Origin of the sequence: Desulfonatronum thiosulfatophilum (genome assembly GCF_900104215.1) — a bacterium.
In the GTDB taxonomy this organism is placed as follows: Bacteria; Desulfobacterota; Desulfovibrionia; order Desulfovibrionales; family Desulfonatronaceae; genus Desulfonatronum; species Desulfonatronum thiosulfatophilum.
In genome coordinates this window covers 101,075-118,826 of record NZ_FMXO01000009.1, presented here as the reverse complement: position 1 = coordinate 118,826, position 17,752 = coordinate 101,075, and the positions used below count along the sequence as shown (strand labels likewise).

Here is a 17,752-nt window from a genome sequence, read left to right as displayed (position 1 = left end):
GTGCTCCATTGGGATTACGCCTTGCGCATGACCCACCATTGCTGGGCAATGGAGAGAACGTTGTTCACCAGCCAGTAAAGCACCAACCCGGATGGAAAGCTGAGAAACAGGAAGGTGAATATGATCGGCAAAAAGAGCATGATCTTGGCCTGCATGGGATCACCGGGGGCGGGGGTGAGTTTCTGTTGCAGAAACATTGTCGCCCCCATGACAACGGGTGTAATGTAGTAGGGATCCCTTGCGGAAAGGTCGGCCAGCCAGATGATGTCCGTGAAGGGTACATGCGAAATGAAGGGAGCGTGACGCAACTCGATGGCACCCATCAAGGCCTGGTACAAGGAGATGAACACCGGAATCTGCACGGCAATTGGCAGGCAACCGCCCAAGGGGTTCACCTTGTAGGTCTTGTACAGCTGCATCATCTCTTCATTCATTTTCTGGCGGTCGTCCTTGTGCTTCTCCCGCAGCTTGAGCATCATGGGTTGCAGTTTCTTCATCTGCTGCATGGATTTATAGCTTTTCTGGGACAGCGGCCAGAAGATCAGCTTGATGACCACGGTCAGAAGAATGATCGCCAAGCCGTAATTGTGAACATATCCGTAGAAAAAGTTGAGCACCTGGATCAACGGGCTGGCAATAAGATCAAACCAGCCATAGTGAAGCGCTTCAAGCAGGTTGCCAGGAGCCACGGAAAGAGCCTCGCGTTCGCGCGGTCCGAGGTAATAAGTGGCCCGGAACTGCATTTCCAGTTGCGGATCCAGAACGAAGTTCCGGGTTTCCATGACCGCTCTGTGCACGCCGTCTTCAAGCCGCGCCTTGAAAACCGGATCGTTAAAAGCAGGAACAACGGCGGTGAGGAAGTAGTTGCTCTGGATGGCGCCCCAGCGGATGCCGCCCTCGGCCTGAATGCCCGGCAGCAGTCGTTTTTCGCTTTTTTCCTGTTCCAGTCCGGTGGCATCATAGAACATGATCTGGGTTGGCGTGTAGCGGTCCCGGATGGCGCTCAGGGCTTCGCTGGCCAGAGTGAATCCGAGGGTGGCGCTGATCTGGTTCGGCGAATGGTTGCGGACTTGAACCTGCTCATCGATCAGGTATGAATCACCAGTGAACTGAAAGGTACGGACCAACTCCAGAAGTCCGAAGCGGCCGATGAAGGTCAGGGTTCCGGTCTGGCCATGCTGCAAATGGAGATTTTCGCCTTCAAACGTCCATTCCCCCTGCATCCACGTCGGCTGGCTGTTCCAGAGCAGTCCCATGGGACGTTTGCGGGGTTCGGGCGAGCCGATCAAGTCGACGAACGGGGCGTTCTGATCAATGGTCTGGCGGTATTGAAGCAGTTCAAATCGCTCCAGAACACCGCCTTCCGAATTGAAAACCGCCTGGAAATAGGGATTGCGAACAGTGATCTGCTTTCCCCGGACCAGTGGTGCGGCGGTGAAACCGGGATCCAAAGGGGTCTCGGCCTGAAAGCCCGGCGCAATGGCAGGGGGGGGGGCAAGGGATGGATCTATGGGGGTGATTTCCGGAGCCGGGCTGGGTTGGGACTCCACATGCGGGGTGTCCGTCCTGGGAACGGGCTGGTGTTGGGGAGCGAAATACCAGCTCCATAATACAAGAAATGCCAGGGAAACTGTGATCGCCAGAAAGGCTCTTTTATGGTCCATGTCAGGATTTTGGGTGGTTAAGGGTTGCGATGGAAGGCGGAACGACGCTGGATTGTGAGCTGGATACGGCGGGCCAATGTTCCGGAACCGGGTCAAGACCGCCGGAACAAAGAGGCTGGCATCGCAGAACTCGCCATGCGGTCAACAGGAGTCCCTTGAAAAAGCCGTGCCGCTCGAGGGCTTGTCGTGCATACTCCGAGCAGGAGGGGATGAACCGGCAACTGGGTGGAAAAAGGGGTGAAATGAACAACTGGTAGCCCCGGATGAACAGGATCAGCAAACGGCGCATTATCTGGCATCCGGCTTGCCGCAGGAGCGGTCTTCCCGACGAGCGGCCTTCGAGGGTGCAAGCGCATTCACGTCGCGGCAAATTCGATGCATGATGATGCGTAGATCCTTCTGAACGTCGGCCAGTTGCAGTTTCATCGGATCAATGCCTCGTTTGGCGACAATGGCAATATCGGCATTGGCAGGAAAAATGCTCCGCTCAAGCCGAAAAGATTCGCGAATCAGACGCTTGATACGGTTGCGTTGCACGGCGTTGCCGATTTTTCGTCCCGCGGCAATACCGATTCGGGTACCGTCATGGGATGGCATGTCGGTTGCGGTAAGAAAAAAAAGGAGGAAATACCTGGAATGGTACTTCCTGCCTTTCTCATAGCATGCTGTAAAATCTTCCCGTTCCTTGATCTTGTCACGGGGGTGAAGCTTTAAACGGCTAGGCGTTTGCGGCCTTTGGCCCGACGTCGGCGGATGATGGCCCGTCCGTTCTTGGTTTTCATGCGCACCAGAAAGCCGTGGGTGCGGTTGCGACGAGTGTTGCTTGGTTGATACGTCCGTTTCATGGTGTTCTCCTTCGTCCTGCATATCCATCAAAAAAAGTTTTCCCTACGCCGTTTCGTTGGGCGGTGTCGTCTTCTGGTCCAATAAGAATTGATTCAGAAACACGTCAACTGCATATTGTCGTCGACGGCTCAAGGCCGTGCCCATCAGATATGGTCAACTGTCGAATTCGTTTCATTACAAAGAGGAAGTGGCGGAGTCAAGGTGTTGCGAAAGCATTTATCAGATTGACCTCCTGCGGGCGACACGTGCGACACGGGCGGAGTCCGTGAAGTTCACGGGATCTGCTTCCGTAATCATGAAAAAAAAATGTTCCCAGGTTCGGACATGAGATGGACTAAGACCATAGCGGAGCCAGGTCTCGGCGTGTTCCCGGCCATGTCCCCAGAATTCAGCGGCAAAGCGTTTCGGGATGTTCAAGTGCAATGGAACATCCGGCAGGACAGACAGATGATGGAGGATACATGCTTTCAAGGCATGGGATTTCGCCAGGTAACCCATTGCGGGATGCCAGGGGCCGTCGAGGATGGCGCTGAAAAGGTCATGTTCCGGAGCAAGTCCAATGCGGATGACTGGAATCCCGTGTTTCCAGAGCCGCAGTAAGGCTTGACTTATGGCCCATGTGGTGAAGGGCAGGGACCAAGGGCGATAATTTCCGGCATAAAATTGTCGGGCCAGAAGGGTGTCTTTCAATACAAGGCAGGGATAGATGCGGACAGCCTCGGGGAGGAGGGCGCATGTCCGCCGAACATCGTGCAGCCAGCTTTGCATGGCCGATTCCGGCAGGCCCGGCATGAGCTGGACTCCGAGCTGCAGGCCGCTTTCGCGGACAAGGCTGCAGGCCATTTCGGCGGTTTCCGGATCGTATCCCCTGCCCGAAGCCTGGAGAACTTTTTGATCGAAGCTTTGAATGCCTAATTCAATCATGTTCATGCCCAGCTCCTGCAGCCATCGCAAATGGTCCGCGGAAATCCGATCAGGTCGGGTGGAGCAGCGGACATGGGAAATCAGGCCCGATTCCCGGTAGGGATGAATGGCGGCAAGGAATCGTCTTTGCCAGGCATCCGGAAGGGCGGTGAATGTCCCCCCGTAAAAGGCAACACCGAACTGCCGAGAGCCGCTTTGCTCTAGGCCCGCAAGCTCTTTGGACATCCGGACATGGATGTCCTCTAAGGTTGGAGAGCCGGCACCTGTTTGAAGGTGTTGCGCGCAATACGAACAACGATGTGGACAGCCGTGGTAAGGCAGGAAAATTGGAATAATCCGCTGTCGATGCCGGAATGGTTCCGGATGGGGAAAACGCAGCCACAGCATCAGGTCGCACCAGGAAAATAATTTTTTGGCAGTTGAAAAAGTAAACGTTCTCGGATAGATCTAAAGCAGTTCATGACGAAATTGCTTCCTGAGCCGGGCATCTTCGTCCGTTGAGGGTATTTGCGGCCATCAAGTTCCATACTGCGGATCGCCAATGTCTTCCGGTTGAAAATGCTTTTATTTGCCCAAAGAGAAGGAGATGTGTCATGTCTGAATGCATATTCTGCAGTTTTGCTCAGAGGAAGATTCCCTGTGAGCTTGTCTACTCCTCACGAAACACCATGGCTTTTCTGGATATCGCCCCTGTTCATCCAGGCCACGTGCTGGTCATACCCAAGGCGCACCATCCGACGTTGTGGGACCTGCCGGCGGGGCTTGGAGAGGAGATGCTGGAGACGATGCAGAAAGTGTCCAAGGCTCTTGTGCGGGCGGTGAACGCCCAGGGGCTGAATGTGGTGATGAACAATCACAAGGCAGCCGGCCAGTTGGTGGAGCATGCTCATTTTCATTTGATTCCTCGCTACGAGAACGACGGCTTACGCGCGTGGCCGCAATCATCGTATCCTTCATCCGAGGAAATGCGGGCCGTGGCCGATTTGATCAAGAAGGAACTGGCTTGATCCACCATTCGGATCAATTATTGTGACAACGGGAGAGGGACCATGAACAGAACACTCACGAAAGCGGAAATTGTCGATACCATTTACGAAAAAATTGATCGCAGTCGCGGAGAAGTTAAAAATCACGTTGAATCCTTGTTGACGATCATGAAGTCCGCCATCAAACGCGATCATGCCCTGCTGATCAGCGGTTTCGGCAAGTTCGAAGCATATCCCAAAAAAGCTCGCAAGGGCCGCAATCCGCAGACCAGCGAAACCATTACATTGGATCCTCGCAAGGTGGTGGTGTTTCGGCTTTCAAAGAAGTTCCGCAACGATATCAATCCGCAATAACAAACACCCCAGGGGACCTGCGGACGAGTTCCTGCTGAACGGACACGGCCTTATCCAGGTTGTTGAACTCACCGACCTGAACGCGCCAGAAATTCTGGCCATTGATGACAGCCTGAACCATCCTGCTTCCCGGGTACCCGTTCCTCCGCATATCTTCCACCTGCCGGGCGGCATTTTCACGTTGGGTGTATGACCCGACCTGCACGAAAAACCTGCCTGGAATACCTCCCGGCCACCGTCCCAGGGCTTCTACCCGGACCGGGGCCGTGCCGGGACGGATCACGTCCAGCTCCTGAGCCGCCTTGTAGGAAAGATCGACCACCCGGTTGCCGACAAATGGTCCTCGATCATTGACCCGCAGGACCACAGATTTTCCATTTTCCAGGTTTGTGACTCGAATCTTGGTCTGCATCGGCAGGACCCTGTGCGCCGCCGTGAGGTCGTACATGTTGTAGACCTCGCCGCTGGCCGTGCGTTTGGCATGAAACTGCGGACCGTACCAGGAGGCTATTCCTTCTTCGGCAAAGCCATCCGCCGTGGCCAGGGGATGATAGGTCTGGCCAAGTACCGTGTACGGCCTCGCCGTTGGCGGGGCAGGGGCGGGAGATGGTGCTGGAGCAGGAGACGGCTGGGGGCGGCTTACCGCGGGTCGCGGTTCCTCCCGCATGGGGGAAGGATGCCGTTGCGGTTCGGGAGCAGGCTTGGCGGCGCAACCGACTAACAGAATCATCCCGCAGAGCATCCATAGCATCACCGCGCCGGTTATCACTTGCTGTTTCTTGGACAGCGGCCGAACCTGGTCCCGGGCGGGCCTCAATTCTCGTACGGCCGGCCCGGATGGGCCGGCCGACACGTACCTGGAAAGCAGATCAAACCGGCGCATCGCCGACTTCCTCTTCCAGTTCTGAGCGACGCTTCAGCAGTTCTTCGAAGCGAATATCCGCGCCAAGAATGCCCTGAATATCGTCATTGGAGTTAAAGACGGGCATGGAAACCGTCAGGCAAAGTTTGCCTGTGATGAACGAGCGGTAGAAGTCCGTGATGTTCAGCTTGCCCGTCTGGATCGGCGCGGTAAACCATTCCCTGTCCGAAAGATCCTTGCCGGGGTCGTAGGCCTTGTATTTACTCTTGTCCTCGGGATGGGAAATGCTGCCGGTGATCAAGCGGCCTTTGGTATCCACCAGGTAGAGGTACTGGATGAAGGGATACTTTTCCAGAACTGATTCAAGACTTGCCAGGACCCGCTTCTGGTCCATGGAGTGGATTCCTTCGTCCTCGGAAAGCTTGGTCATGATTCTGGATGCCAGGGTATGCGCGGTCTTCTTGAGCTGGTCGAACTCAGAGGAGAAGAGCTGCGGCAGGTGGCGCTTGACCAGGTTCCACATTTCCTGGTTGGAAAAAGAGGTGGTCCGTCCCTCATCATAGGCCTTGACGACCCGGTTATGGATCTTGCCTACGGCCGGGTGGCGCTTGTCCACCTGCTGAGCGCCGCGCAGGCCGAAGCGGTTGTTGATCCAGTAGGCTACCCCGGCCCGGCCGGATTTGTCCGTGATGATGATGGAGACCGGCTTGCCCAGGATCTGAAGCGTGTCGAAGATGTTGTAGATTTCTTCGTTCTTGAGCAGGCCGTCCACGTGCACCCCGGCCTTGGTGGCATTGAAGTCCTTGCCTACGAAGGGATAGTTGTCCGGGATGGCATAGCCCAGCACGTTTTCGAAATAGTCCGCGATTTCGGCGATGGTCTGGGTGGCTGCGGCGTCGTCCTCGCCGGTCAGGGAAATGTACTCGATGGCCAGCGCTTCAACCGGGGCGTTGCCGGTGCGCTCCCCGAAGCCGAGCAGGGTGGCGTTGGCCCCGGAGCATCCGTAGAGCCAAGCCGTGACCGTGTTCACCAGGGCCTTGTGAAAATCGTTGTGTCCGTGCCATTCCAACCAGTGGCCGGGAACTTCGGCATCGTCGGTGAAGGCCCGGACGATCTTGGCCGTGCAGCGGGGCAGGGACGCGCCTGGATAGGGGACGGCATAGCCCATGGTGTCGCAGAGCCGGATCTTCACGGGCAGTCCGCTTTCCTTGGACAGGGCCATCAGCCTCTGGGCCAGGGGAATGCAAAAGCCGTAGATGTCCGCCCGGGTGATGTCCTCGAAATGGCAACGGGGAATAATGCCCCATTCCAGTGCCTTTTCCACTACCCGAAGATAGCTCTCGGCCGTTTTCTCGCGGTCTTTGCCCAGCTTCAAAAAGATGTGGTAATCCGAGACCGAGGTCAGCATGCCGGTTTCCTTGAGGCCCATGTCCTTGACCAGTTTCAGGTCATCCTCGGTGGCGCGGATCCAGCCGGTGACCTCCGGATAGCGGTAGCCCTTGGCCAGACACTTTTCCACGGCCTTGCGGTCCTTTTCCGAATACAGAAAAAATTCGCTCTGGCGGATCAATCCGCTGTGACCGCCAAGCTTGTGCAGCAGATCAAAGATATGGCTGATCTGTTCCAGGGTGTAGGGCGGCCGGGCCTGCTGGCCGTCGCGAAAGGTTGTGTCGGTGATGTACATCGGATCTGCGGGACGAGGCATGGAAAAGGAATCGTCAAAGCTGATCCGGCAGATATTCTTGTATGGATAAATGTCCCGAAACAGTTCGGGATCGGTGCGATGGTCGATTTCAAAACGACCCCGGGATCGGTTGAGATGCATCAGACTCATGAATTGCTCCTTCCAGGTTTGTCCCTAATGCGGGAGATGCGCGCTTTCTTGTTCGCTCTTCAGTTCTTATTTGCCAAAGAAGCGGCAAAAGGCAAGAGGCTATGAAGGCCGGCGCAGATCTTCATTGTGCCGGATTCCTTTTGATGGCCGATAGAGTTCAAAAGGAATCAGATTACCGTGTTAAATGAAGTCGGCGTAAATTCGCATGATCTGTTCCGCTGAGTTCGCCAGGAGGCTCCTTCCGTTGCACATGGCGTCGTTCAAGGTCAAGGGGCCGCTGCAGATGGGAATGACCGCGGTGATGCCAGCTGCGTACAGTTCATCCGAGATCTCCCCAACACTTCCTGCCAGGGCGATGCACGGGATGCGATGTTTTTTCGCCAGACGCGCAATTCCGGCAGGTGCTTTGCCGTGGGCCGTTTGAAAATCAATTTGTCCCTCGCCTGTGATCACCAGTCTGGCCTGGTTAAGATGGGTTTCCATATCCAGAAGATCAAGGACGACATCTATCCCGGGCCGGATTTTGGCGTCAAAGAGGCCGTACATCGCCCCTCCGACGCCTCCCGCGGCTCCGGAGCCGGAAACGTTGCGGATGTCTCTGCCTGTGGAACGTTCAACAATATCGGCCAGGTTGGCCAATCCGGCGTCAAGAGCCAGGGCCTGCTCGACGCCGGCGCCCTTTTGCGGACCATAGACCAGAGCCGCCCCGTTGGGGCCGAGGAGAGGATTATCGACATCGCAGATGATTTCAATTTGAACCTCCTCCAATCTGGGATCCGTCCGGGAACGATCAATGGCGCGGACATGGGCCAGCGAGGCGCCCACGGGGGGCAATTCCCTTTGGCTATCGTCGAGGAATTGCATGCCGAGAGCATTGGCGATGCCCATGGCGCCGTCCACGGTGGCGCTCCCGCCGATGCCCAGGTAGATCGTCTCGGCGCCCAGGTCCAAGGCCCGTCGGATCAGCTCCCCGGTGCCGTAGGAGGTGGTGCCGTCCGGATTTCGCTCGTGCTCCGCCACCATGGCCAACCCGGATGCCTTGGCCATTTCGATCAGGGCGATGCGTTGCCCAGCGGACCAGAAAAAATCGGATCTGACGCTTCGAAACAACGGATCGTGAACGTCCATCGTGACCATGGTTCCGGGAAAGCGCTTGCACAGAACATCCAGCAAGCCGTCGCCACCGTCAGCTATGGGCAGTTTGACGATCTCAAACGGCTTGGGAACTCTCCTGATCCCCATGCTGATCGCTTCGGCCGCTTCGGTCCCGGAGAGGCATCCCTTGAACGCATTGGGTGCAACGACGATTTTCATGGTTGTCCTTGTCTTGCTTGATCCGGTTTAAGTACTGGATGTGGTGAAGTTCACGGGGCAGTCACGACATTTTTAAGTTCACGGTCACAGCAGGACCGGCAGAAAAAGCGGCAAATAGACCACCAGCCAAAGCACGAAGAGCAGACCGAGCATGTAGGGGATAATGGAGCGGGTGATGCGCTCGATGGACAGCCCGGTGATGGAGGAGGCCACGTAAAGATTGATGGCCACCGGCGGGGTGATCATCCCAATGGCCAGGCCCATGACCATGATCAGACCGAAATGGATCAGGCTGACCTCCAGTTGGCGGATCAGGGGCAGGAAGACCGGCGTGAGGATGATCAGGGCGGAGGCGGTTTCCACGAAAATGCCGGTCAGCAGAATGACCAGCGTGACCAGGAACAGGATGACGTACAGATTCGTGGACACGTTCAGCACGGCCTCGGCGATCATGGACGGGATGCCGTAGTTGGCCAGAACCCAGCTCATGATCGAGGACGTGGCGATGATGAACATGATCACGCCGGTGGTCATGATTGATCGGCACATGATTGTGTAGATGTCTTTCAAGGACATGTCCCGGTAGATTACCAGGGAGGCGAACAAGGCATAGTTCACGGCAACCACCGCGGCTTCGGTCGGGGTGAAAAAACCGGAAAAGATGCCGCCGAGAATGATGATCGGGGTGATCAGTCCCCAGACGGCATGGAAAAATGTTCGCAAAATATTGCGGCCGGAGAATTGTGCTCCTCGAGGATAGTTGCGGGCGCAGGCCTGGCGCACCGCGATCACGATCAGCACGATGCTCATGATCAGGCCGGGCAGAAAGCCGTTCAGAAAGAGCCGGCTCACCGATTCCTGGGCCATGACCGCGTACAGGATCATGGGCACTGACGGCGGAATGACCACTCCGATGGTTCCGGCTGCGGCAATAAGGGAAGCGGAGCAGGCTTCATTGTACCCCTTGCGCTTGAGTTCCGGGACCAGGGTGGAGCCGATGGCCGCGGTGGTAGCGGCTCCAGAACCGGAGATGGCCGCAAAAAACATCCCGGCCAGGACCGCGACAATGGACAAGCCGCCCTTCACGAAACCCAGCAGTGCGTCGGCGAAGTCCACCAGCCGGGCGGACACCTGGCCCTTGGCCATAATGTCACCAGCCAGAATGAAAAACGGGATCGCGACCAGCGGAAAGCTGTCCGTGCCGGAGAACATGCGCTGGGCGATGAGCATCAGCGGAATGCCTTCATGCATCAAAATGATCATTGAGGCCAAGGCAATGGCTATGGCCACCGGCACTCCGAGAAACATCAATGCCAGGAAGGATCCAAAGAGCAGCAGACCCATAATCAGCCTTCCCGCCCGGCAGGGGACGGAACGTGGGAATTCGGCCGCGCGGCGCAGCAGGAAGCCGGGACTTCAGAAGGTGCGGCATGCCGGATGGTCACGGTTTCGAGAGCCGGCTTGAACCGCGGGAAGATCTCCAGAAGCAGGGCGTGGACGGCGTGAAGAATCATGACCGAGAAAGCGAAGGGCATCACGGCGTAGACATACGGCATGGGCAGGCGCAGCGAGGCGGTGACCTGGAAGGACTGCATCTGCATGTAGCGCACGGCATACCACATGGCCACGCTGAAAAAGAAGAGTGACGCGAGGATCGCGCCGATGCGGATGATCCGGCGCAGCAGGAGTGGAAAGGAATCCACCAGAAACGTGACGCTGATGTGCGCGCCGCGACGGTAGGCCATGGTCGCGCCGAGGAACGTGGTCCAGACCAGCAGGTGGCGGGAGAGTTCCTCGGACCAGGGCAAGGCTTGGAAGTAGAGCCGAAAGACGATCTGCATCGTGATGATCGCCAGCATGGCCAGCAGCGAGCAGAACGCCAGGAATCGGATCATGGCGTCGACCAGGCCAGAGAGCTGGCCGACGCCATGGATCACGTAACCAAGGAGACGGGGATTACTGGATTTCATCCAGAATGCGCTGCAGGTAGGCTCCGAACTTTTCGCCGTACTTAGCGTGGACCGGTTTGACCTTTTCCCGGAATGCCGCCACGTCCGGTTCCATGATGATCTCCATGCCAGCCTCGCGGAGCTCCTCGAGCTGGCCGGCCTCCATTTCCGCGTTCACGTGCCGTCCATGTTCGGCTGCCTGCTGGGCCGCTTCCAGAAAAATTTCCTGATAATCAGGGCCAAGGCTTCGCCATTTGGCCAAACCCATTACGAAAATGGCCGGGGCATAGGTGTGCCGGGTCATGGAAAGATGGGACTGCTGCTCGAAAAGCTTGAAGGAATGGATTACGTTGACCGGATTTTCCTGGCCGTCGATGGTCTTCTGACGCATGGCGGTCAGGGCCTCGGTCCAGGCCATGGGTACGGCATTGGCGCCCAGGGTGGTGAAGGTGTCGATGTAGACCGGATTCTCCATGACCCTGATTTTCAGACCGACGATATCCTCCGGGCTGTTCACGGGGCGAACGGAGTTGGTCAGATTGCGAAATCCTCTTTCGGCATAGGCCAGTCCTTTAAGATTGACCCGCTCCAGGTTGTTCAGAAGCTCACGGCCGATGGGGCCGTCCAGTACCTTATAGGCTGCCTCCGGATTAGGGAAAAGAAACGGAAGCTCGAATACGGCGATCTCTTCGACAAAGTTGGCCACCGGGCCGTTGGTGATCACGCCCATGTCCACGATGCCCATCTGCATCCCTTCGAGCAGGGTCCGCTCGTCCCCGAGCTGGGCATTGGGGAAAAGGGCCACGGTAACGTTTCCGCCGGTACGTTCCTCGACAATCTCCTTGAATTTCAGGGCCGCGATGTGGAACCCGTCCTGCTCGTTGACCACATGGGCCAGCCGGATGTTCATCTTCTGGGCGGCCTGGGCTGCGGGAACCATGCCCAACCACAAATTGCCGCCAAGCAGCACGGCACAGAATACAAAAGCTAATACCATTCTCGTCATTTCACGCCTCCGGTAGATTGTTTGGAAAAAAAGCTGATTGGATGGTGCGTGTTTTCATTTCACCGCAATCCCAACCCAATTGAAATCGCTATCGAAATCGAAATCGCCATCGAAATCGATTCGATACCAATCGATGTCGCTCCTCTATTTCATCGTCGGAATGGCTCAGTATACAGCAACTGCATTTCACGTCGTTCTTTACGCTGTGATCAATCGATTGGGATTTCGATTGCGATTACGATTGCGATAGCGATTACGATCGATGGGAAGTGGTACTCCGGCAGTTTGGCATACGGTCGTTACGGATTACTCGAATCGTTTCGCCGAGATGATGTACACTTCGTCCTTGGGCAGTTCGGGAAATTCGTCGGTGGCTTTGACGACTTTCCAGTTGATCTTCTTGACCACTTCCGAGCCTTCAACGACCTGGCCGAAGACCGCATAACCGAATCCTTCGTCGGAATCATCCTGGTGATCCAGGTCCGCGCCGTTGTCCGCGGCATTGATGAAGAATTCATCCGTGGCTGAATCCTTTTCCGGTCCACGAGCCATGGCAACGCTGTCCTTGTGGTTGGTCAGACCGTTGCGGGCTTCATTGGGTATGGGCGGGTGAGTCGGTTTCTTGTTCAGACTACGGTCGTAGCCCCCGCCCTGAATGACGAAGCCCCGGACGACGCGGTGAAAGATGGTTCCGTCGTAGTGGCCCTGGTCCACATAACGCAGAAAGTTTGCTACTGTTTGCGGAGCCTTGTCCGGAAAGAGCTCGATAAGCAGATCTCCCAGATTGGTTTCCAAAAGAACGAAAGGATTTTCCATGAACGGCTCCCGGAAATATTAATTATGAGAAAAGAAAGTTGAATGTCTTGCAAATCCTGGTGGTGGTGTTCATAATGAAGATAAACGGAAAAGACAAAGGGGAGGATGCCGGAGCGGTTTGTGTTTATGCTGATTTATGGTGGTGGGGTTATGTTGAAAAAGAACAAAAGCCCAAACAGGTATCCTGGCCTTCGGGGTACATAAATACGGAAGGAGGTTTCATGCAAATCAAGAAAATCCTGTGCGCGGTGGATTTTTCCCCCGTTAGCGACAAGGTGGCGGATTACGCCAAGTCTTTGGCTGGCCCCCTGGATGCGGAGATCATCTGCATTCACGTGGTGCCATCCGGAACAATCTATGCAGATTTCGGCATTCCCATGAATTCCATGGAATCGTTCTGCACGACCATGATTACGGAAGGCGAGAAAACCCTAGCTGCTTTTAACGAAAAACATTTTTACGATAAACAATACCGGGCCAAGGTGACATGCGGGGATTTCTCAGAGCAGATTCTGGCATGCGCCAAGGAAGAACAGGTGGACATGATCGTTATGGGAACCCATGGCCGCAAGGGCATGGATAAATTATTGTTCGGTTCCGTGGCGGAAAAAGTTCTACGCCAGGCTCCCTGCCCGGTAGTGGCGATTCGTCCATCATGACCGGAAATTTCTTGCGTGGTTATAGCGCCGGAGCGTGACGACATGCTCCGGCGCTTTGCATCCGTGGACTGATTCGAGGTCGGTAAAATGCTTTTTCGGCCGTTGGCGAAGACTGCTTGTTATGAGTACACCATTACGGCCTGCCCATGGGAATCAGGTATAGTGGTGATTCTCCGGAATGCAGGGCAAGCAACTCTGCTATTCTGGCATCATCAAAAGCGCCGATGACAACCGTACCCAGGCCCAGAGCGACCGCCTGCAAGGAAAGGTTCTGCGCTGCATGACCGGCTTCCATGGCAACATACCGTTCTGCTCTTCCACCATAGCGGGTCTCGGTTCGCTCATGCACCGCCGTGATGACAATGGTGGCGGGAGCGCTCTCAATCGGGGATTGATTCAGGGCGGCCCTGAAAAATGTCGAGCGAAGATCTCCTTTTTTCATGATCCGCAATTCGTGTCCTTGGGGATGATAGCGGTACAATCCTGGGGCAAGTTCCTTGGCATCGGCGACAACAATGAGAACTTCCAAAGGATAGGTCGCTCCGGCCGAAGGCGCCGTGCGGAAACCTCGATCGTGATCGCTGATGCCTTGCGTTGCCCAGAGCAGTTGGCCGATTTCCTGAAGGTTCAACGGTTGATTGCTGAACTGGCGAACTGACCGGCGCTTGTTCAGCGCCTGCTCAAGGGCCGTCTCTCCTGACAGAATCGGTGGGGGTAACGCGAGATTGGAGTTCGACATGTCAATCTCTCCATCGTGAGCTGCATCACAGGATATCGTCAAAACCACAAAACTGAACAGCAATGTTATCAGTAGTCGTCGCATCCTGACTCTCCCCGTGATCGCAGAAAGTATGTTGAAATGAAATGATTAAAACGAATTTTGTTCAGTCGTTACACAATATTATATAACCTTGTCCCGATGAGTAAGAGTGCCAAGAAGCCTTTTGTTTCGGCTCAATTGTCATCGTGTAGGAAACTTCATCAGGCCAATTTCACTCCGGCTTTGCCTGATCCTCCGCCTCCCGAACGCCATTCCAGTTCCACTTCCAGACTCATTTTTTCACTCTCGCCTTTCACTTCCCGCTCCAGCTTCGTTTCCAGGATGAGATTTTGAGGAATTTCCGCCCGTTGCTCCTGATCTCCCTGCCGCAACGTCACGACTCCGGACTCAACCTTGTCGGCCAGCAGGCGCAAGAATGAGGCTACATCTGAACGGCTTTTCGGTTCCTCGCTCTTGAACAGAACTTCTTCCATGACAATTACCTCCCAGGTAAAAAGTGTCAGGTAATGAGAAAATACTTCTCACCGCGGTTCGTAAAGCAGATATTTTGCACGCATTTCCATGAATTTTTCACGACGAGGGGCCATGGCTTGATCAATGGCACGTGTGTTTGCGCCTTGAGCCAGCATCTTGCGGATCTGGTCGGTTCCCAGAGCCTTGTCGAACAGACTTTGTTCTATGGCCGGATTATCGAATAATCGACGTTCGGGATAGAGGGTCTGCAGGATTTCCATGAGAATAATCTGCGCACTCATGGGACGCAGCGCAAGGGGATCGGTAATCATCAGGTGCGCGCCATGAACAGTTTTTCCGGCATGGCCGCCGTATCCGGGCTGATAGGAAATGGGGCGGGCACGAAGACCTGGGATGTCGCGGTCATTGATGGCCTTTACCAGGGCATGGCGATCCATCCACGGCGCGGTCAGGCATTCGAAGGGCAGAGTGTAGCCGATGCCGGTGTTCAGCCCCCCTCGCATTTCACCGATCACTCCAGTTAAGCTGTAGTAGACGGCCGTCGTGGCCTGAGGAATGTGCGTGGAGGTGGGAATCCAAGGCAGGCCGGTGTCCTGAAAGCGCATGTCCCGGCGGTAGTTGGCCATGGGGACAATGGACAGCTTGCATGGTTTGGCCAGGAACTCCGTATTGAGCATCCATGCAAGTTCTCCCGGCGTCATGCCGTAGAGAGCGGCAATATCATACTGGCCGATGCCGCTGAAAAATCGGCTCGTATCCAGGACCGGACCATCCACAAAGTCCGCGCCAATAGGATTGGGCCGATCGAGAACGATGAACGGGATGCCCAACTCGGCGCAGGCGACCATCATATCGGCCATGGCATAGATATAGGTGTAGGAACTGGCGCCAATGTCCTGGATGTCGTAGAGTACCGCATCCAGTCCGGAGAGCATCTCCGGCGTGGGTTTTTGGCGATATATGCTGTACACCCGGACTCCCGTCAGCGGCTCCACATCGTCATGGACGGTCTCGCCGGCATAAAGATCACCGCGAATGCCATGCTCCGGAGCAAACAAGGCACCCAGAAGCACTTCGGGATGCTCATGGAGCAGGTCTATGGTGGAGCGCAGCTTCGTGTCCACCCCGGTAGGGTTGGTGAGAAGCCCCATAGTGCGGCCTTTGAGCAATAGGTCAAAGAAGGAGATCATCTTTCTCTGCCCATCCTGTCCGGCAACTGAAATCAACCACTCCTCGTCCAGAAGTACTTCAATCCCAGGAATGACATGCGGTTTGGTCACGCGATGAAGCGGAGCCTGAGCAGGCGGTGCGGCGATGGTAGAAGCCGGCAGCGCCGGCTGGTCAGGCGACCCGAAGAAACGGGCGCCGCAACCGGCCAGATGTCCATTGACGAGCAGGAGAAGCAGGCCCAAAAGAAGGTGAGTCGTTCGGAAATGTGTCATAGGATTATGGATTTGGTTAAAATATATGTAACTATTCAGTTGCGTTCCGGCTTGTCTCGATTTTTCGGCATCGCAACTCCTTCGCCGGCTTCGTAACATCAAACCATTGCTTGAATAAACATCAATTTACGCTCCAGGCGTTTGGCAATGGTTTAATGAACGAATCCTGGCTCAGTCAGACAGGCGATGCCGAAAAATCGAGACAAGCCGGACCACATAATGCCATGCAATCAAAAGTGCTGAATAGTTGCAAACATCTAAGAAGGGCAGCTTGCAGAAGCCCTGGTGAGCACCATGGGGTGAGTACCGAGATTAATGGCTCGAGTTGCGGAATTCAAGGCGTTCCCTCTGCGTGCAGGATATTCCGCTCATCTTGAAAAAAATCTGACACTCCCAAGGGCGGAGAGGGACGAATCACATCGAACTGCAGTCAAATTTAAGGAGACGGAAACCGGACTTGAGGTTTGGGTGCAATTCGGGTAGTTTTACATCTACATTTGATTGACGAATCTGCGTCAATTAAACCAGATCTCGACTCTTCAGCCTCGACACTTTGTCGGGGTCTTTTTTTGTTTGAACGGCAAAAAAAGGTAGGACCTGTTCCAGTATCTGTTCGGAATTTACTGAGAAGATTCTGATCACGTAAATGTAAGCCACAATATGTATCATCATGCAACTTCGACTCGCTCCAAAAAACACCCAATCGCTTTTGCCTACGGACATCCTCTTTCAAACCGGTTACTGGGCGCAGGTCAAGTCCCGGTTGGGGTGCAAGCCCATGGCCTTCGATATCCTCACACCTGGTTCGAAAGGGGATATGCTGGTTTTGATTCAGCCTTTCGGAGAACACGGGTTGGCTGCCTATGTTCCTCAGGGGCCGGAATGCGGTCCATCTCCCGAAGACCGCGGTCCGTATCTGGAAAATCTGTCTGAAGCCCTGAAGCGCCATCTGGATCCCGCTGTCGCCTTCATTCGTTACGATCTGCCGTGGGAATCGCCGTATGCTCCTGAAATGCGAGAAAAACAGTGGAGCGCTTTCCCTGAGCCGCGCATCCGCGAGATGCGGATGAACATCGGCACCAGAACCTGGAATCTGCGCAAAGCGGAAATGGACATGACCGTGGCCAGCTCGCTGGTCGTGAATATTGAGGGGCCCGAGGAGCGCATACTTTCGGCAATGAAGCCCAAGACGCGCTATAATATCGGCTTGGCCGGACGCAAGGGAGTTCGCGTCTCGATTGCTTCCATGGAGGAGTTGCCGGCATTTTACGATCTTTATTGCCAGACTGCTCTGCGCAACGGCTTTCCGACATGCGACTACCGGCATTTTTTAGCGCTCTTTCAGGCTCATACCCAGAACCCGATCACTTCAGATCTGGTCTTTCTACTGGCAGGGCATGGCTCTGACATTCTTGCGGGAGCCATTGTCGCCGTTTCCGGAAAGAACGCGATTTTTCTGCACGGTGCGTCATCCACGAAAAACAGAAGGCTGATGGGTTCCCATGCCCTGCATTGGGCAGCGATCCGGCATGTTCGTGCTCTGGGTTGCACCAGGTATGACATGGGAGCTGTTTCTCCTGGGCTTTCGCCGGACCATCCGTTTTACGGTCTGTATCGTTTCAAAACCGGTTTCGGGGGAAAAATTGAACTGCGCAGCGGTTCCTGGGATTTTCCGCTGAACGAGGAAGTCTACAACGCCTTCCGTAACGCGGACATCCTCTCTCGCGGCAACTTCTGATTCGCCCCTCCCACCAATCGAGATCGCTCTTATTCGGGACTGAAGCAAAGCGCATAATTCCACGAAACTGCGTTGCTGATCAGCGCCCCCCCTCATGTCCCTT

General features: G+C 55.4%; 18 protein-coding genes and 1 pseudogene. 4 read left to right on the top strand and 15 right to left on the bottom strand.

Going from position 1 to position 17,752, the window contains the following annotated elements; translation table 11 throughout:
* Nucleotides 1-14: 14 nt before the first annotated feature.
* The 5 genes and pseudogenes from yidC to BLP93_RS08990 form a co-directional block, all read right to left on the bottom strand.
* Nucleotides 15-1,664 (bottom strand): membrane protein insertase YidC, encoded by a 1,650-nt coding sequence (yidC, locus tag BLP93_RS09005; RefSeq protein WP_092120248.1) that lies wholly within the window; start codon nt 1,662-1,664, stop codon nt 15-17.
* A gap of 1 nt (nt 1,665) precedes the next feature.
* The gene (yidD, locus tag BLP93_RS09000) at nt 1,666-1,953 is read right to left on the bottom strand and encodes a membrane protein insertion efficiency factor YidD (protein ID WP_092120245.1); all 288 of its coding nucleotides are present in this window, start codon (nt 1,951-1,953) and stop codon (nt 1,666-1,668) included.
* A pseudogene (gene rnpA / locus BLP93_RS17110) lies at nt 1,953-2,357 on the bottom strand (ribonuclease P protein component); the annotation flags it as partial. The pseudogene rnpA and the gene yidD, both read right to left, overlap by 1 nt.
* Before the next feature lie 17 nt (nt 2,358-2,374).
* Nucleotides 2,375-2,509, bottom strand: a complete 135-nt coding sequence (rpmH, locus tag BLP93_RS17025) for a 50S ribosomal protein L34 (RefSeq protein ID WP_161946270.1) — start codon at nt 2,507-2,509, stop codon at nt 2,375-2,377.
* A 220-nt stretch (nt 2,510-2,729) separates the two neighbouring features.
* A complete protein-coding gene (locus BLP93_RS08990; protein ID WP_092120240.1) occupies nt 2,730-3,821 on the bottom strand; it encodes an elongator complex protein 3 in 1,092 nt (363 codons plus the stop codon).
* A 110-nt stretch (nt 3,822-3,931) separates the two neighbouring features.
* Between BLP93_RS08990 and BLP93_RS08985 the strand changes: the two genes are divergently transcribed.
* Nucleotides 3,932-4,441: an HIT family protein gene (locus BLP93_RS08985; protein ID WP_341844797.1), complete on the top strand. Its 510-nt coding sequence runs from the start codon at nt 3,932-3,934 to the stop codon at nt 4,439-4,441.
* 42 nt (nt 4,442-4,483) lie between these two features.
* Nucleotides 4,484-4,774 (top strand): integration host factor subunit alpha, encoded by a 291-nt coding sequence (locus BLP93_RS08980; protein WP_092120236.1) that lies wholly within the window; start codon nt 4,484-4,486, stop codon nt 4,772-4,774.
* On the opposite strand, the gene BLP93_RS08975 is transcribed toward BLP93_RS08980, so the two are convergent.
* The 7 genes from BLP93_RS08975 to BLP93_RS08945 form a co-directional block, all read right to left on the bottom strand.
* On the bottom strand, nt 4,761-5,657 hold the full coding sequence (locus BLP93_RS08975; RefSeq protein WP_244148698.1) for a septal ring lytic transglycosylase RlpA family protein: 897 nt from the start codon (nt 5,655-5,657) through the stop codon (nt 4,761-4,763). The genes BLP93_RS08980 and BLP93_RS08975 overlap by 14 nt on opposite strands.
* Nucleotides 5,644-7,470 carry a triose-phosphate isomerase gene (locus BLP93_RS08970; RefSeq protein ID WP_092120234.1) on the bottom strand — a complete coding sequence of 609 codons (1,827 nt, stop codon included), beginning with the start codon at nt 7,468-7,470 and terminating at the stop codon, nt 5,644-5,646. The genes BLP93_RS08975 and BLP93_RS08970 overlap by 14 nt, the downstream gene beginning before the upstream one ends.
* Nucleotides 7,471-7,650: 180 nt before the next feature.
* Entirely contained in the window at nt 7,651-8,784 is a 1,134-nt protein-coding gene (locus BLP93_RS08965) for a glycerate kinase (RefSeq protein WP_092120232.1), read from the bottom strand.
* 84 nt (nt 8,785-8,868) lie between these two features.
* The gene (locus tag BLP93_RS08960) at nt 8,869-10,128 is read right to left on the bottom strand and encodes a TRAP transporter large permease (protein ID WP_092120230.1); all 1,260 of its coding nucleotides are present in this window, start codon (nt 10,126-10,128) and stop codon (nt 8,869-8,871) included.
* A gap of 2 nt (nt 10,129-10,130) precedes the next feature.
* Nucleotides 10,131-10,754 (bottom strand): TRAP transporter small permease, encoded by a 624-nt coding sequence (locus BLP93_RS08955; protein ID WP_092120228.1) that lies wholly within the window; start codon nt 10,752-10,754, stop codon nt 10,131-10,133.
* Complete coding sequence (locus tag BLP93_RS08950) at nt 10,741-11,739, bottom strand: TRAP transporter substrate-binding protein (RefSeq protein WP_208596605.1); 999 nt, start codon at nt 11,737-11,739, stop codon at nt 10,741-10,743. Before BLP93_RS08950 ends, BLP93_RS08955 begins: the two co-directional genes overlap by 14 nt.
* Nucleotides 11,740-12,045: 306 nt before the next feature.
* On the bottom strand, nt 12,046-12,555 hold the full coding sequence (locus BLP93_RS08945; RefSeq protein ID WP_092120226.1) for a peptidylprolyl isomerase: 510 nt from the start codon (nt 12,553-12,555) through the stop codon (nt 12,046-12,048).
* Between the two features lie 47 nt (nt 12,556-12,602).
* Here BLP93_RS08945 and BLP93_RS08940 point away from each other — a divergent pair, with 47 nt between their 5' ends.
* Entirely contained in the window at nt 12,603-13,214 is a 612-nt protein-coding gene (locus BLP93_RS08940) for a universal stress protein (protein ID WP_244148697.1), read from the top strand.
* Between the two features lie 133 nt (nt 13,215-13,347).
* Here the strand turns inward: BLP93_RS08940 and BLP93_RS08935 are convergent, their stop codons facing one another.
* From BLP93_RS08935 to BLP93_RS08925, 3 genes are all read right to left on the bottom strand, one after another.
* On the bottom strand, nt 13,348-13,953 hold the full coding sequence (locus BLP93_RS08935) for a SagB/ThcOx family dehydrogenase (protein ID WP_208596604.1): 606 nt from the start codon (nt 13,951-13,953) through the stop codon (nt 13,348-13,350).
* A gap of 242 nt (nt 13,954-14,195) precedes the next feature.
* Nucleotides 14,196-14,468 (bottom strand): amphi-Trp domain-containing protein, encoded by a 273-nt coding sequence (locus tag BLP93_RS08930; protein WP_092120222.1) that lies wholly within the window; start codon nt 14,466-14,468, stop codon nt 14,196-14,198.
* 48 nt (nt 14,469-14,516) lie between these two features.
* Complete coding sequence (locus BLP93_RS08925) at nt 14,517-15,911, bottom strand: DUF1343 domain-containing protein (RefSeq protein ID WP_161946262.1); 1,395 nt, start codon at nt 15,909-15,911, stop codon at nt 14,517-14,519.
* 670 nt (nt 15,912-16,581) lie between these two features.
* On the opposite strand from BLP93_RS08925, the gene BLP93_RS08920 reads away from it, so the two are divergent.
* A complete protein-coding gene (locus tag BLP93_RS08920; RefSeq protein ID WP_092120216.1) occupies nt 16,582-17,649 on the top strand; it encodes a lipid II:glycine glycyltransferase FemX in 1,068 nt (355 codons plus the stop codon).
* Nucleotides 17,650-17,752: the final 103 nt, after the last annotated feature.